The following is a 16,547-nucleotide window of genomic DNA, read 5'->3' on the forward strand; positions in this document are numbered from 1 at the left end:
CGGTAATGAACAGTTACCGGGCAAATTTTTCCGGGAGGTTTTAAAATAGGAGGAATTGATTATGGGAAATGTATCACAAAATTACACATCAGCCCTCCCCATAATAAAGTCAAAGTTAAGTAAGAAAGGCCAAAAATTGATATCTAAAAAAGAATGGCCGGTTTATTTTATCTTAACTCTTGCGGGATTTGCCACAGCCATTGCTTCCAATGCTTTTATAAAGCAAATAGCGGATGTGGAAATAAAAGTTTACAATGTTGCAGGAATTAACCTTACCTTTAACACATTTTACAGGTTTGTTCTGGGTTTGCTGATACTTATATACGGGATATCCGGCATATATTCCTATTTTGATCCCATAAGAAGGTCAAACTTCGCATACAGGGCGCCATTTCGCTTTGCGGTAGGTATAGGTTTGGGATTATGGGATTTTTTAGGCACCAAACTGCTTTTGCTTCCCCAGCCGTTTTTCCCGGGGCCTGCAAAAATCCTTGAGGCTTTTATTATGGAAGGAGACTTTATATGGGAAAATACCCTTTATTCCTTAAGGCTTTTTGTTGTCGGGTTTAGCCTGGGAGTTGTGTTTGGTATTGGTACCGGAATCTTAATAGGCTGGTTTCCGAAAGTATATTATTGGGTATATCCGGTATTAAAAATGACCGGGGTTATTCCGGCAGTCGCCTGGATGCCGTTTGCACTAACCTTATTTCCTACCCCATTTATGGCGGCGGTCTTTCTAATAATAATCTGCGCCTGGTTTTCCATAGCAGGCTTAACTGCCCAGGGGATCCAGTCCACGCCTAAAGCACAGCTTGAAGTGGCAAAAACTTTAGGAGCCAAAACATCATTTTTAGTATTTCACGTTGCAGTCCCTCATGCCATGCCACAGATTTTCACCGGTATATCCAATGCCAACGGCTTTGCCTTTACAACCCTTGTTATGGCTGAAATGATGGGGCAGCCCGGAGGCCTGGGGTATTATATAAATTTAAGTAAAGTGTGGTCGGCTTACTATAAGGTATTTGCTTCCATCCTGGTTATGGCTATACTGTTTAGCCTGATAATGAAAATAATAGCTAAGATAAGAGACCGTGTTTTGCGTTGGCAGAAAGGTTGGGTGAAGGAATGAGTACAAATCATCCTGTATCTGAAGGTATAATTTTAAAAATAGAAAATGTAAACCGTACTTACATTGATGAAGACGACAATCAGGTAGAAGCCCTGCAGGATATAAATTTATCGGTACGGCGTGGAGAATTTTTATCTATAATAGGTTCTTCCGGATGCGGAAAGACGACACTTCTTAGGCTTATAGCGGGGCTTGATAAGCCGGAAACGGGAAAGCTTACCCTGGACGGAGAAGAGATAGTAGGGCCTGACCCTCAGCGGGGATACGTTTTTCAGCAGGGCGGGCTTTTTAACTGGCTTACGGTCGAGAAAAACATTGCTACAGGCTTAAAAGCCCGCAGGGTATATAAGAAAAACAAAGACTTAATTTCCCATTATATAAACCTTGTTGGGCTTACGGGATTTGAAAAAGCATATCCCCATCAGATAAGCGGTGGAATGGCCCAGCGGGTGGCAATTGCCAGGGCCTTAATAAACAATCCTAAGGTGCTTCTTTTGGATGAACCGATGGGGGCTTTGGATTCTTTTACCCGGGCGGATATACAGGAAAAGCTTCTGGAGCTACATAAGAAAAACAAAACGACCATGATTTTGGTTACCCATGACGTGGACGAAGCAATTTATTTATCAGACCGTATTGTTATTATGACTCCCAGACCGGGGAAAATCAGTGAAATCATGGAAGTAAACCTTCCCCATCCTCGGGATCGAGGAAGTACGCAGTTTCTTGCCATACGCAAGGAAATTCTGGAGAAATTTCATCTGGCCAGTGCTTTACCTCAGCCGGAATATACAATATAGTTATGGAGGATAAGTATATGAGCAAGAAAATAAGGCAAATAGCCATCTACGGGAAAGGCGGCATAGGAAAATCAACAACGACACAGAATTTAACTGCCGGACTTGCCGAAATGGGCAAGAAAATCATGGTGGTAGGCTGTGACCCGAAAGCAGACTCTACAAGGCTTTTACTCGGAAGATTGGCACAGCGTACCGTTCTTGATACCCTTCGTGAAACGGGAGATGAGGTAGAATTAAGCAATATTATGCGTGAAGGCTTCGGAGGAATAAAATGTGTAGAATCCGGCGGTCCGGAACCCGGTGTCGGCTGCGCAGGCCGGGGCATTATAACTTCCATAGGTTTATTGGAACAATTGGGAGCTTATACGGAAGACTTGGATTATGTATTTTATGATGTATTGGGAGACGTAGTCTGCGGCGGATTTGCCATGCCCATTCGCGAAGGTAAAGCCCAGGAAATTTATATCGTAGCCAGCGGTGAAATGATGGCCTTGTATGCCGCAAATAACATAGCAAAGGGAATTGCTAAATTTGCGATGAAGGGCGGTGTTCGACTGGGGGGCATTATCTGCAACAGCAGAAATGTTGACCGAGAAGTCGATTTACTCCGGGCCTTTTGTGAAGAACTGGGCACACAACTTATATATTTTGTACCCCGTGACAACATTGTTCAGCACGCAGAAATTAACAGAAAAACCGTTATAGAATATGCACCAAATTCCCGCCAGGCCGACGAATACAGAAATCTTGCAAAAGCTATCGATGAAAATACTTATCTTACAATACCCAAGCCCATGACTCAGGAAAGGCTGGAAGAGATATTGCTTGAGTATGGGTTGATGGAATCCATTAAGGATAATTATAATATTTAAAAGTTGGAATATGTTTTTAACCGAAATATACGGATAAAGGATGCACATAGTGTATAAAACGCACTATGTGTTTTTTATTGCTTTCGGCATGGTTGTAATTAAGAACCGGTGATCCGGCTATTTTTATAACGGTTATGGATAATGCGGTTAAGATAAGGATTTTTTGATTGCAATTATTTTTTATTACTGTTTGATGAAAAGCTTTATTTTTAGAAAAATATATGTTTTCATTAATAGAATAGTTTCACGGAGGAAGAAAAATTTGATAAAATATATTTGTCCCATGGTTTTAGTACGGCTCAAAGATATAATGGAATGGTTAATGTCATTAAAGTCTGTGAAGATATCATAGCAGGATGTCGGACGATACTACTTCTAACTTCAAGGGAAAAACAGCTTATATAGAAAAAGACTTTAATGAATATAAGCAAATACTGTATGGTGGTTTGGGTAATATGGTTTGTAACAAGGATAAAATATTTGCAAATAATAAAAAGCAAAAAGGATGGGGGTATTATGAAAAAATATAAAGCATTAAAAAATCATGAAATGAGCCTTATGGAAAAAGAACATATGGAAATTGTCCGTAAAATGGCAGCGGAATGTATGGTGTTGCTGGAAAATGACGGTGTACTGCCGCTTACAGTCAGTGGGGGAAATATTGCTCTTTACGGGAATGGGGCCAGAAGGACTGTAAAGGGCGGTACAGGTTCGGGGGATGTCAATTCAAGAACGGTAATAAATATAGAACATGGACTGGAAAAAGCCGGCTTTAATATAACAACAAAATCCTGGCTGGATAATTTTGATAAAATAGTAGCTTCAGCTAAAGAGGCCTATTTGAAAGAATTGGATAAGCTATCGGAAAGTACGGGTATCTCGGCAACAATGCTTTCTATGTTTGATTATCCCTTTAGAGAACCTCAGGTACCATTAATTACAAAAGAAGATGTTGATAAATCTGATACCGACACCGCTATATACGTAATTGGAAGGATTTCCGGAGAAGGGAAGGATCGCTGCTGTCAGGAAGGCGATTATCTGCTTTATGCCAATGAAATTGAAAATATTAAATTTATTTCTGAAAAATATAAAAAATGTATTGTTTTATTAAATACCGGAGGGGTAATAGATACTAAAGCTTTAAAGTCAATTCGTGGAATAAATGCAATAATGTATGTAGGACAGGCAGGAAATATCACCGGTCTTGCAGTAGCTGACGCACTTCTTGGTATTACTGCGCCTTCAGGAAAGTTGGCAGATACATGGGCATTAGATTATTGGGATTATCCTTCGTCAAAAAGTTTTAGCCTTAATGATGATAATGACGATGATGAGTATTATACCGAAGGTATTTATGTAGGATATCGTTATTTTGATACATTTAATGTAACACCAAGTTATTGTTTTGGATACGGTAAATCTTATACCGAATTTGAAATTAAGACTATTGATATAACAGCTGACTCTGATGTGATCTCATTAACTGTAAAGGTAACTAATACCGGAAACCGCTATTCCGGCAAAGAAGTTGTTCAGGTTTACTATTCAGCTCCGAAAGGAGATATAGAAAAGCCCTATCAGGAATTGGCTGCTTTCGCAAAAACGAAACTGTTGGCACCGGGAGAAAGCCAGGTCCTTGTAATTGAATATAAATTAACTTCAATGGCTTCTTATAGCGAAAAAAAAGCTGCCTGGATTATGGAAGCAGGGGAATATTTAATTAGGGTAGGAAACAGTTCCAGAAATACCAGGGTGGAAGGCGTTATAGTTATAAACAGGGATCTTATAATATCAAAACATGAAAATCTTTTCAGAAGCGACCTGCCTTTTGAAATCAGCTCTAAAGGAAAACAGCCTTATTCCTATCCAACGCAGGAGCATGAAAAGAAAAGTGCAAAAAGAATTATTGTAGATGTCACAAATATAAATACGGAGAAAATTGTATATAAGAGAGAAAAGCCTATATATTGTAATAAATCAAACGACAGAAAATTTACAATGGATGACGTTATGGCGGGTAATATATCTCTTGAAGACCTGGTAGCCCAGCTTACCGTAGAAGAGATGGCTAACTTGTGTGTGGGTTCCAAACGAGGAGAAAAAGAAGAGCAGTCTATAATAGGAAATGCTTCTAATATAGTCCCGGGAGCTGCAGGAGATACGACATCATTGCTTAGTTCAGACAGAAAAATACCTAACATGATTATGGCAGATGGACCTGCAGGCCTGAGGTTAAATCCTCATTTTATCACCGATGCTGACGGAAATCTGTTGTCCGGGGGTGAAGTGTTTGGAGAATTCAGATTAGAGTCAGAATCAAATGAAGAAATATCTGATGATGCTGTCCATTATTATCAATATTGTACCGCATTACCGGTTGCTTCATTGCTGGCTTCATCGTGGGACATGGACTTGATAGAGAAAGCCGGTGATTTAGTAGGAAAAGAAATGCTTCAGTTTGGAGTTACTCTATGGCTGGCACCGGGAATGAATATACACAGAAATCCGCTGTGTGGCAGGAATTTTGAGTATTATTCCGAGGATCCTTTATTTACCGGAATGTGTGCCTCTGCGATTACAAAAGGTGTTCAGAAACATCCCGGTATAGGTACTACTATAAAACATTTTGCTGCTAACAATCAGGAAAATAACAGATTTTATTCAAATTCTCATGTCAGCGAAAGGGCTTTAAGAGAAATATATTTAAAAGGATTTGAAATAGCTGTAAAAACATCTCAACCTATGGCTGTTATGTCGTCATATAATTTGCTTAACGGTGTGCATACTGCTAACAGCTATGAACTGTTAACTTCGCTTTTGAGAGATGAGTGGGGATTTAAAGGACTGGTAATGACAGATTGGTTTGCCACTCATAATACTGATTTCTTAACAGGAAAAAAAGAAAGAAAATATCCTGCTTCTTCTTCACCGTTATGTATTAAAGCGGGTAATGACCTAATTATGCCCGGAGGACAAAAGGATGTTGATGAAATTATTAGGGCTGTTTATAAAGAAGAAGGAGAAGGGACTTATAAAATAACATTAGAAGAACTGCAGTACTGCGCATTAAATATTCTACGAATTATTTTGCAGTCATCCTGTTATGAAAATGCAAAACCATATATAGAGCAGTTTGGAGAACTGCCCTGGGTAATCAGGGTCAATAATTGAATTATAATTGGCAGAAAATAAATCAATTTAAAGCAGCCAAATAAAATGAATGGAATTAAGCATCGGCCTTTGGGCTGATGCTTAATTTGTATATAACCGGATCAATTAGAAAAAGCTTGAGGGATATGAGAATTGGATCTATGTTGTGATTAGCGATTATAAATTTGTTTACACATTTATATTATAATGATATAATCATCAAAGGTAAAAATCACCAGTAAATTTGGTTATGAATTTTAAAAAGTATTTTCTTATACATACGAAAGAGAAGCAGGATAAGAGCAATTATACATAAAAAGAATTGCAGGAGGAAATAAGACATGAAATTAGCCGATATGACCTGGGATGAGGTGCGAAGGTACCTTAAAAAAAAGACAGTCTTATAATACCTGTAGGAACCTGTGAGCAGCATGGATATCATTTGCCAATTTATGAATGTTTAGTTAAACAGAATAATTACAAATTACATAATAGAATGAAAGAATTTGTGGATATATCATCGGAAAATTAGAGTCTGTGTGGATTACTTTTTGGTATAAAGGCGTAAGCTTTCGGCTTATAAAAAGGTGTTCCCGGATAATATCAGCAGGCATTGATGCTCTGCATACGGGAACACCTTTAAAGTTTCCTGAAACAGTTAAATGAAAACATCGATAGGCTTCAAAAGTTAATGCTACGATCAACTTTACATTGCTATTAAAAGAAAAATAAAATATTATTCTATTAGGTAAAGGTGAAGTATTTATCACGATTATTTGAGTTAATAAAAAAGCGTTTCTGAGAAATTCGTAAACTTTGGTTAAAGTAAGGGAAAAGAAAGAAGAGGTATTGAAGGTATTAGTTGAATAAATGCCTATTATAGAGAAAAGGTATTATTTTTACGGCAGTCTTGCATCGAGCTATCAGGTTGACAGTGTACAAAAATAGGTTTTTTCTTTGTTGGCCTAAAAAGGAGGATTCTTATGCCCGAAACTTATCTTATAAACGGACAGGTCTATAAAGACCGTACATTTAAGCAAATGACAGTCGGCATTCGAAACGGAAAGATTTATTTACTTGAAGATAATGAAAAACTTCCCGAAGGCGCTGATATTATAGATGTTGAGGGAAAAAAGATAATCCCCGGCTTTATAGATATTCACTGTCACGGAGCGGCGGGGGTGGATGTAAACGCGGCAAGTGCCGAGGATTTGGAAAAAGTTTGCCGGACTGTAGCTAAGTACGGAACAACGTCATGGTTGGCTTCCGTTCTTACTGATACGGAGGAGCAAACCCTATGGTGCATAGATGAGTATAATAAGTACAAAACCTTAGAGCATAAGGGAGCCAACCTTTTAGGTATACATCTGGAGGGGCCTTTTTTATGCAGTATGTATAAGGGAGCCATGCCTGAACATTTTCTTAGGCCTTCCGATATAAGCTTGCTTAAAAAGTACCAGGATAGGGCAGAAGGAGATATCAGATACATTACGGTTTCGCCCGAGGTGGAAGGTGTTATCGAAGATATCCCGAAGATGATTGAAATGGGAATGACCGTAGCAATCGGCCATTCGGGAGCCGATTATGAAACCGCCTGGCAAGCCATCAATAACGGCGCAAAAGCCTCTACCCATACTTTTAATGCCATGAGACTGCTTCATCAGCGTCAACCTGCCATTATGGGAGCAGTATTGGAATCCGATATTTATTGCGAAGCAATCTGTGACGGAAGGCATTTGCACCCCGGTGTTGTCCGGTTACTGATTAAAGTTAAAGGGCTTGACCGGGTTATTGCGGTTACGGATTCCATTATGGCGGCAGGCTTGCCGGACGGTGAATACCGATTAGGAGTAAATAATGTTTTCGTAAAAGACGGGGATGCCAGGCTGGCAGACGGGACCAGAGCAGGAAGTACTTTGACTCAAAATGTGGCATTGAAAAACCTTCTTGAGTTTACCGGAAGGCCCTTGGGAGAAATCATTCCCCTTCTGACTGAAAATCCGGCAAGACTTATAAATGTATTTGACAAAAAAGGCTCGATAGAGAACGGAAAAGATGCGGATTTGGTTATTCTAGATGAAAACAACAATGTGGCGGATGTGTTTGTTTTGGGTAACAGGATTTTATAGTGGATAGTACTCTTAAGAAATGCGCTTGCAGTCGGACTTTTGAAATTTAGAAAGATACAAGTTTATACTTATGAAAGGTAAATTAAAACTGAAAAGTTGCTTATGTTTTATTTTAAAATAACATAAAGAGGGTTAATATACATGGATAAGATGAAGTCTGAATTAAAAATATGTGAATCATGCATAATGCGGTTTAAACCGGTAGTAAATGCTATAGAAGTAATTTTAAAGGAAACGGATAAAGACCCGGTTTTGGTGGCTATAGACGGCAAATGTGCAAGCGGTAAAACTACGCTGGGATATTATCTGCAGCAAATATTTGATTGCAATCTTTTTCATATGGACGACTTTTTTCTTCAAGCTCACCAAAGAACAAAAGAACGCTTAGAAGAACCCGGCGGAAACGTGGATTATGAAAGATTTAAGGCCGAGGTACTTATGCCTCTTTTAGAAAAAAAGCCGGTTAAATATAGGACTTTCAACTGTAGTCTGCTAATGATTGATAAAGAATACGATATAAGTCCGAGGAGGCTTAATATTATAGAAGGTTCCTACAGCCAGCATCCTTATTTTGAAAACCCTTATGATTTGCGAGTCTTTATGGATATTGATACTAAAGCTCAGACAGATAATATAAGAAAACGAAACGGAGAAGACGGGCTAGAAATTTTCTTAAACAAGTGGATACCTATGGAAAACAGGTATTTTGATTATTTTAAAGTTAGGGAAAACAGTCAGATTGTGATTGAGTGGAAAGAACTAAGATAAGAAATGAGCATTCGGTCCTGCTAAAAGCCAGTCTGGTTTTTAGTTTTGACGGGATATGTATTTATAAAGAATATTTTTAGGTAGTAGAAGAATTGGTATAAAAAGATACTATTATGTGTAAAACAAATTAGTAATTTAATTATAAAAAAAGCATCATTATAAGAATGGAGTATAAGATACACTCAAGACTTATAAATGATGCTTTTTAAATGTTATTATTTCAGCTAAATGTTATACAGAATCTTATTAAGAGTATGTATTTGGCTTATATCGTGAATTTCTTTACAGCCTTTGTTAACTCGTCCGCATTATCTTTTAATGATTTAGCCGAATTATTCAAAGCCTCTACGGAATTTAACTGCTCTGTGGCAGCCTGGCTTACAGAGTTAGATGATGCTGCAATTTCTTCCAGTACAGCACTTATATTTTCAATTGATCCCAAAGTACTAATTCTTGATTCTTCGATATTGTTTATATTTTCAGAGATGTAATTTAAATTAACAATCAATTTTTCAACACTTTCATTGATTCTATCATAAGAAACTGTTGTATTTTTTACCGCATTTTCCTGCTGGCTTATAACTTTTTCTACCTTTTTAGCTGTTTCAACTGCTGTTTGGGTGTCATCCCAGATGCTGGCTATTATTTTTTGAATTTCATTAACAGAATATTTTGATTTTTCAGCCAGATTTCTAATTTCGTTGGCAACTACAGCAAAACCTCTGCCGGCATCTCCGGCTCTGGCAGCCTCTATTGAAGCATTTAGTGACAGCAGGTTGGTCTGGTCTACTATTTCATTAATTACTTTGGTTATCTGCGTTACGGCGGTCGACTTTTCTGCCAGAGTTTCAATTGCATTAATTATATCAGTAGTTATATCAATAGTCGCTTTAGTCTGCTGATTAAGTTCTTGTGTACAATTGGTACCTTCTGCGATCGATACCTTAACATGGTCAGCAATCCTGCTTATTTCTTTTGTATTATCGCTTACCAGAACAATCTTCTTTGACAAATTGTCCATCTGTACAAGGCATTCTTCAGCATCATTGGCTTGCTGCATAATTCCTTGTTCTATTTCGTTCATGGCACGGGAGATACCCTCTGTGTTTTTTAAGAATACAGCAGACGTTTGATTTAATTCGACAGAAGACTCTGACACTATACCGCTTAACAGGTTAACCTGTTTTATCAAATCTTTCATATTTGAAAAGGTTGATTTTATTTCTTCAATTAGTGTTTTAAATTCATCATTCCTGTTGGTATGAAAATCAACTGTCAAGTCTCCGCTAGCTGCTTTTTTAAGGCCGGATATAACATTTTTAATAGTCTTGTCTATACCGGTTGATATCATTGCCGCTATAACTACCGCAATAACACAAGCTACTAATACCAGTAGAACGGTGATGTTTCTGATACCTGTTGCTTGTCCGGTAATAGTGGATTTTGGTATCAGGGAGCAAATCATAGCACCGGTATTACCGATTTTTGAGTACATAAACAAATAAGATTTACCGTTGAATTTTACATATTCGGATCCTTTAATTTCACTGTTTTCCAATGCATTTTTGTAAAATGACTGGTCACTGAAAAGTATTTCTTCGTTATCATTTTTTGTAATCTCTTTTCCGTCTGCGGTTACAAAGGCTAATATTCCGGTGTCATCGAGATTTGTGTTCTTAAGGATATTCTTGATCACATCAGCCTGTACGTCGATGATAAGAAAAGATGGAAAGTTAGGATATTTACGGATTAAACGCAAAGAGTAATTTGCGCTGTTTGTCTCAAACTTTTCATCTAAATAAGCATCGCTTCCAGACCAAATTAAATTGGACCTGTTATTAACTAACTGTTCACCTATATCTGTATCAAGAATCCCTTTATAAATTTCGCTGTTCAATGTAATACTGTTTTTTGAAGAAATTGCCGTAATGCTTTCGGGTATTACATAGATGCTGAGTATAAAGTCATCTACTGTACTTTTCACAACAAAATCATTTTGTATGTTATTTAAAAGCTGAAACATTTCAGCCTTAGAATCTATATGTGCAAATGTGAAGTATCTGTTTATATTATTATCACTGAGATATTCCTGCGATGTGTTTTCTACTGTTTTTAAACCAAAGCTTATGTATTCGGCTGTTTTTTCAACTACTTGTATAGCAGTATCCTGATATTTATTAGAAAGACCTGAGGCAGCCAATCGATACGAAGAAATACCTAATATGATAATAAAGGCTATGGGGATTAAAAATGAAAGGATTAATTTAATACGCAGAGAAGAAAACTGTTTTGGCATGGGAATTTTATTTAGAAGTTGCTTCCCTTTGTGTAGCATTGATAATATTCCGTTTTTTACGTTTTCTTTAGTAGAATTATTTTTAACGCCCATCATTTTACCTCCAGTTTCAAAACCAGTCCACCCATATAAATTATGTTAGTGCTGTACCTGCAGGTAAAATGACTTACGTTACAAGTTACTCACTATCATAATCTATATAGACTCGTGGTTTATTATAAGATAATTTGTAATAGTTTGTCGAATAATATCATTAATTTTACCATAAATTATGAAAATTGACTAGACTAAATATATTATCTTAAATTATTTTTATATAATGTTATAGATGACTTTATCTTGAAAGCTAAAATAATTTATATATATTAGTAGTTTCGCTGATTTAAAAAATTTTTACAGAATTAACTTTTATATAAAAGGTTGCCGAATTATATAAGGGGATAAGAATAAATCGTTTAGACATTAATTATTAATTATTAATAAAATTGTCGAAATAAAGTAAAAAAGGATAGAATTTTATTATGGAATGTGATATGGTTAGTGTGTTTGCTTTTTTGATGGGGAGAATGACTTAGAGAATGAAGGTATATGAAAATGGTATCTTATAAAAAGGATAAAGAAATTAGTTTTGGACCCATGTTTCGTAAAATAATCCTTTTTGCATTGCCTATCATGGCAATGAATATACTCCAGCTTTTATTTAATGCAGCGGACTTGGTTGTAGTCGGAAGATTTGCAAGTAAAGAAGCAATGGCAGCAGTTGGCGCCACAGGTGCAATTATTAACTTGATAGTTAACTTATTTATGGGATTATCAGTGGGAACAAGTGTTATAGTAGCTCAGGATTATGGAGCTCAGGATGCGAAAGCAATAGAAAAATCGGTCCATACTTCAATAACTGTAAGTGTTATTGCAGGTATTACAGTGATGATATTGGGACTTTTACTTTGTAATCCAATGTTAATTATGATCGGTACACCTGCTGATATTATTGATTTATCCGCTGTATATATGAGAATATATTTTCTTGGTGTCCCGGCAAGTATGATATATAATTTCGGTGCCGCGATACTTCGTGCAATTGGAGATAGCCGTAGGCCAATGTATTATTTAGTGATATCCGGTATTACAAATGCCTTATTGAACATGTATTTTGTTATAGTACTGAATATGAGCGTGAACGGTGTGGCCTGGGCTACCATTATATCTCAGTATCTGTCGATGATTTTGATTCTTTGGTGCTTAATACGCAATGAGGAAAGAACAATCCGATTGAATTTAAGAAAGTTGCATATAGATCGTGAAAAACTTGCGAAAGTTATAAAAATTGGTTTGCCGGCCGGTTTGCAGTCACTGCTTTTTTCGATTTCCAATGTACTCATTCAGTCTGCAATTAATTCATTTGGTACTGCTATGGTAGCAGCAAGTTCCGCGGCCGGAAATATCGAGGGATTTGTCGCAACTCCCATGAATGCATATTATAATGCGGCTATAACGTATACCGGTCAGAGTATGGGAGCAAAAAAATATGACAGGATAGATGAGATAGCAAAAATTTGTACCATTTTGACTTTTGCTACATGGATAATAGTAGGCGGGCTTACAATGATATTCAGTAGACCGCTGTTATCTATTTTTAACTCTGACCCTGAAGTCATTCGGCTTGGTGCAATCAGAATCAATGTCCTTATGGTAGCTTACTTTACATGTGGTATCATGAATGTTTTTCCGGGGTTAACCCGTGGTATGGGATATTCGGTATTACCGATGCTTTGTACGTTAATCGGAGCCTGCCTGTTTCGTATAGTATGGCTGGTTACTTTCTTTAAATGGTTTCGAAACGTCTACATGCTTTTTGCCTGCTATCCTGTAACCTGGGCACTGGCAGGAATAGGACAGGTAGTAAGTTTCTTTTATGCGAGGAAGAAGATAAGGCAGGAAGCGTGAGAAAATTTTGAAAATATGTAAAATGATACAAAAGGTAGTAGTGGCACTTGATAAAGTGATACTGCTACCTTTTGAGCATATATGGAGGAAAGAATTTATGTATTACAAATACTGCCGATGAAATATAAAAAATGAAACAGATCAAATACACAAAAATTCTTAATACATATAAAAATAGTAAACTATTGTAAGGAATTGTTTGAATTTGCGGTTTATTATGTTAAAATGTATATAAAAACCCAGTTATATATGGAGGATGATATGTTTTATTCAGATAGACCGATTAACTCAAATAAAGAGGATCAGCTAGGAAGAAGCAATTTTGCAAAATTACTTGCAAAAGCTATTTATAATCTGAATAATAAGGATACTTTCACTATTGCTCTTAGTGGTAAATGGGGAAGTGGAAAAACCTCTCTTGTTAATATGATGCTAAAAGAATTAGAGGAAAATCAAAAAGATATAAATGACAATAATAAAATTATAATAATACGTTTTGAGCCATGGAATTTTTATGATGCCAATCAACTTTTATCCCAATTCTTTATTAGATTATCTAGTGAATTACGCAGTAAAGGCGATACTAATTTGGCTAAAGTAGGAGATGCAGTTGAAAAATATGCAGAAGCGTTTGATCTGGCAGAAATGATCCCGTATGTTGGCAAACCATTGGCTTTAATAGGAAAAAACTGCACAAAAATACTTGGTAAAAGGATGAAAAAAGGCTTTGATGAAAGTGACATACTAAAACAAAAAGAGTTTGTGATCAATCTTCTTATAAAGCAAAATAAAAGAATACTTATTGTTATTGATGATATAGATAGGTTAAGTAATGAGCAAATACGACAAGTTTTTCAATTGATTGCATCTGTTGCAAAGTTTCCAAATATGATTTATCTATTGGTATTTGATAAGGATATTGTTATTAAAGCACTAGAAAAAGTTCAAGAAGGTGAAGGAGAGGATTATCTAAAAAAGATAATTCAAATGCCTATTCAAATTCCAGACATTCCAAAGGAAAAGCTAAGGCAAGTATTTTTTAATCGTTTGACATCAATTCTTAATGAATTTAAAGATATAAGTTTTCAACAATCTAGATGGCAAAGATTATATATGATGTGTATTGATCCATTTATAAATAATTTAAGAGATATTAATCGGCTTTGTAATTCAATAAAGTTTAAATTAATATCTATATATTCAGAAATCGATTTTACTGATATTGTTATAATATCTGCAATAGAAATTTTTTTACCACAAATTTATGAATGGATCAAAAATAATAAATCATTCCTAACAGGTGAATTTAATGTGGAGCTACTACTTTGGAATAGAAAATCACAAAAAGAAATGTACGATTTTTATTATTCTGAAATAAAAACGCTGTTACATCAAAAAAATAAAGAAAAAATAAAAACAGATAAAGATAAAAAAGACGATATAGAAACAGTCATTACATGTTTATCTCATCTGTTTCCATATTTCGGACAAAAGATTGGACGAGCTTATGAGGTAAATGACTTAAATATGTTTAGAAAAAACAATCTGATTGCGCATCCAGAGAAGTTCAATAGATATTTTGATCTTGACTTGAATAATGTTGGATTAAGAAAAGCAGAAATTAATAAAGCAGTTTACTCATTAAATCAAGATGAATTAAAAAATTATCTTCTGGATCAGGATAAAAAAGGGATTAGTTATGAATTTCTTGAAGAAATAAATGCTATGAGATCTGAAATACCATCGGAAAGAGCAAAAATTATAATAGATGTGTTACTTGAGACTTCTACTGAATTAGATGTTATTACTAATAAAATGATTTTCTCGGTAAGTTCTAGCTTTTATGCAAAACATATGATAATTGATTTATTAGATATAATTGATCCATCAGAGAGACTTAGCTTTCTTATTAATAAAATAAATAATGCTAATATAGCAATTTTGCAAACTATAGCAACAATTATTAATACGATTGAATTAGGTTATGGAAGATTGGCGGCTAATGGAATTGAAAGAGCTTATAAAAAAGTAATTACTTTAGATGAACTTATTAAACTTGAAGAAATATTTATTCTAAGACTAAAAGCTATATTAAATGAATATAATCTTTTTGATTTTAGAGATTGGAAAATGGTTTGCTATCTTTTGGAGAATTTTGATTCAGATTTTGCGAGTGAATACCTATCAAATGCATTAAACGAAGAAAAAAATATTGCAAGATACTTGGAAGATTCAGTAGTTGCATGGACTGGTAATGATGTAGAATACGAAATTACTGAAAATTATAAAAAATATTTGACAGAAGACAGGATATTTCATGCTATTAATAATTTGGTTGAATCTGGTGATTTATTTATGTTACCTGAGGAAACACAGTACAAATGTGTAGCTTTCTACATAAAAGTGTCTGGTAATTATAAGTATAGTAAATATATTCCTAAATCCGATGTAATTAAATTATTAAAAAATATTGAAGAAAAAAGAGTAATTAAATAAGGCATATAGTAAATGCCTATTTCACAAACCCATCTTTTCAGTTTATAATAAAAAAAGACCTCCCAGTGCCAGTCAATCATCTAACCACCAGGAGGTAAATACAAATGCCTAATAATCTTATCACAAATTTATTAAATTTGGAAGGCATTTTTGAAAAAAATTACTCAAGCAGATAATTATTTAAAGATTTTCATTGAAACCAAAGCCACTACACAGACCTGCCCTTGCTGCCATCAGCCTACAAAACAGATACATGATTACCGTGAGCAAAAAATTAAAGATTTACCTTTACAGTTTAAAGACTGCTATCTCATTCTTAGAAAAAGGCGATATCGCTGCAAGTGCGGAAAACGTTTTTTTGAAAAATATCATTTTTTAGCCCGTTATCAGCAACGAACCACACGTCTAACTCAATACATAGCGAATGAATTGCGTAATTCAGTTTCTATAAAAGCCGTCGCTGATAAAGCTAATGTATCTCATTCAACGGTCACTAGAATTCTGGATACCATTCATTATTCCAGTTCTCCATTGAAAGATGCGATTGCTATTGATGAATTTAAAGGAAATGCTGATACAGGTAAATATCAATGTATTATTGTTAATCCTAAGAAGAATTACATTATGGATATTCTACCTGACAGAACAAGGTCTCATCTTTCTGCTTACTTTAAAGAATTGAATCGTAATGACAGATACCGGGTTAAGTTCTTTGTTTGTGATATGTGGCAGCCATATGTTGATTTAGCTTATAGTTATTTTCCCAATGCAGTAGTTATAATTGACAAATATCATTTCATTAGGCATGTAACCTGGGCAATTGAAAATGTACGAAAAAGAATTCAAAAATCCATGACTCCTACTCTAAGAAAATACTACAAAAGAAGTCGAAAATTAATTCTTACCAGGTATTATAAGTTAAAAGATGAAGATAAAAAAGCTTGTGATCTTATGTTA

Annotated in this window: 10 protein-coding genes and 1 pseudogene; 10 read left to right on the forward strand and 1 reads right to left on the reverse strand. The window is 35.4% G+C overall.

The window, feature by feature from the left end:
- The first annotated feature begins 61 nt into the window (after positions 1 to 61).
- The 7 genes from HHT355_RS12830 to HHT355_RS12855 all read left to right on the forward strand — a co-directional run bounded on the left by HHT355_RS12830 (position 62) and on the right by HHT355_RS12855 (position 8,851).
- A complete protein-coding gene (locus HHT355_RS12830) occupies positions 62 to 1,129 on the forward strand; it encodes an ABC transporter permease (RefSeq protein WP_103203844.1) in 1,068 nt (355 codons plus the stop codon).
- Positions 1,102 to 1,929, forward strand: coding sequence for an ABC transporter ATP-binding protein (locus tag HHT355_RS12835; RefSeq protein ID WP_330403409.1), 828 nt, complete (start codon positions 1,102 to 1,104; stop codon positions 1,927 to 1,929). Before HHT355_RS12830 ends, HHT355_RS12835 begins: the two co-directional genes overlap by 28 nt.
- Before the next feature lie 17 nt (positions 1,930 to 1,946).
- Complete coding sequence (nifH, locus tag HHT355_RS12840; RefSeq protein WP_103203846.1) at positions 1,947 to 2,801, forward strand: nitrogenase iron protein; 855 nt, start codon at positions 1,947 to 1,949, stop codon at positions 2,799 to 2,801.
- A 356-nt stretch (positions 2,802 to 3,157) separates the two neighbouring features.
- Positions 3,158 to 3,331 carry a hypothetical protein gene (locus tag HHT355_RS13680; protein WP_158245970.1) on the forward strand — a complete coding sequence of 58 codons (174 nt, stop codon included), beginning with the start codon at positions 3,158 to 3,160 and terminating at the stop codon, positions 3,329 to 3,331.
- Entirely contained in the window at positions 3,318 to 5,975 is a 2,658-nt protein-coding gene (locus HHT355_RS12845) for a glycoside hydrolase family 3 protein (protein ID WP_103203847.1), read from the forward strand. Before HHT355_RS13680 ends, HHT355_RS12845 begins: the two co-directional genes overlap by 14 nt.
- Before the next feature lie 962 nt (positions 5,976 to 6,937).
- Complete coding sequence (gene nagA, locus HHT355_RS12850; protein ID WP_103203848.1) at positions 6,938 to 8,083, forward strand: N-acetylglucosamine-6-phosphate deacetylase; 1,146 nt, start codon at positions 6,938 to 6,940, stop codon at positions 8,081 to 8,083.
- Positions 8,084 to 8,224: 141 nt separating this feature from the next.
- Entirely contained in the window at positions 8,225 to 8,851 is a 627-nt protein-coding gene (locus tag HHT355_RS12855; RefSeq protein WP_242967680.1) for a uridine kinase family protein, read from the forward strand.
- 265 nt (positions 8,852 to 9,116) lie between these two features.
- Here the strand turns inward: HHT355_RS12855 and HHT355_RS12860 are convergent, their stop codons facing one another.
- A complete protein-coding gene (locus tag HHT355_RS12860) occupies positions 9,117 to 11,240 on the reverse strand; it encodes a methyl-accepting chemotaxis protein (protein WP_158245971.1) in 2,124 nt (707 codons plus the stop codon).
- A 495-nt stretch (positions 11,241 to 11,735) separates the two neighbouring features.
- On the opposite strand from HHT355_RS12860, the gene HHT355_RS12865 reads away from it, so the two are divergent.
- From HHT355_RS12865 to HHT355_RS12875, 3 genes and pseudogenes are all read left to right on the forward strand, one after another.
- Entirely contained in the window at positions 11,736 to 13,094 is a 1,359-nt protein-coding gene (locus HHT355_RS12865; RefSeq protein ID WP_242967681.1) for an MATE family efflux transporter, read from the forward strand.
- A gap of 261 nt (positions 13,095 to 13,355) precedes the next feature.
- Positions 13,356 to 15,590 (forward strand): KAP family P-loop NTPase fold protein, encoded by a 2,235-nt coding sequence (locus tag HHT355_RS12870; RefSeq protein WP_158245972.1) that lies wholly within the window; start codon positions 13,356 to 13,358, stop codon positions 15,588 to 15,590.
- 104 nt (positions 15,591 to 15,694) lie between these two features.
- Positions 15,695 to 16,547 (forward strand): annotated as a pseudogene (locus tag HHT355_RS12875) (ISL3 family transposase); the annotation flags it as partial.

Source organism: Herbinix hemicellulosilytica (assembly GCF_002904165.1).
GTDB classification, from domain to species: domain Bacteria; phylum Bacillota; class Clostridia; order Lachnospirales; family Lachnospiraceae; genus Mobilitalea; species Mobilitalea hemicellulosilytica.

Excerpts from the sequence above, each read along its gene's own strand:
- HHT355_RS12870 (WP_158245972.1), top strand. The coding sequence starts at position 13,356 with ATGTTTTATTCAGATAGACCGATTAACTCAAATAAAGAGGATCAGCTA.
- HHT355_RS12830 (WP_103203844.1), top strand. The coding sequence starts at position 62 with ATGGGAAATGTATCACAAAATTACACATCAGCCCTCCCCATAATAAAG.
- nagA (WP_103203848.1), top strand. The coding sequence starts at position 6,938 with ATGCCCGAAACTTATCTTATAAACGGACAGGTCTATAAAGACCGTACA.
- HHT355_RS12855 (WP_242967680.1), top strand. The coding sequence starts at position 8,225 with ATGGATAAGATGAAGTCTGAATTAAAAATATGTGAATCATGCATAATG.
- HHT355_RS13680 (WP_158245970.1), top strand. The coding sequence starts at position 3,158 with ATGTCGGACGATACTACTTCTAACTTCAAGGGAAAAACAGCTTATATA.
- nifH (WP_103203846.1), top strand. The coding sequence starts at position 1,947 with ATGAGCAAGAAAATAAGGCAAATAGCCATCTACGGGAAAGGCGGCATA.
- HHT355_RS12865 (WP_242967681.1), top strand. The coding sequence starts at position 11,736 with ATGAAAATGGTATCTTATAAAAAGGATAAAGAAATTAGTTTTGGACCC.
- HHT355_RS12860 (WP_158245971.1), bottom strand. The coding sequence starts at position 11,240 with ATGGGCGTTAAAAATAATTCTACTAAAGAAAACGTAAAAAACGGAATA.
- HHT355_RS12845 (WP_103203847.1), top strand. The coding sequence starts at position 3,318 with ATGAAAAAATATAAAGCATTAAAAAATCATGAAATGAGCCTTATGGAA.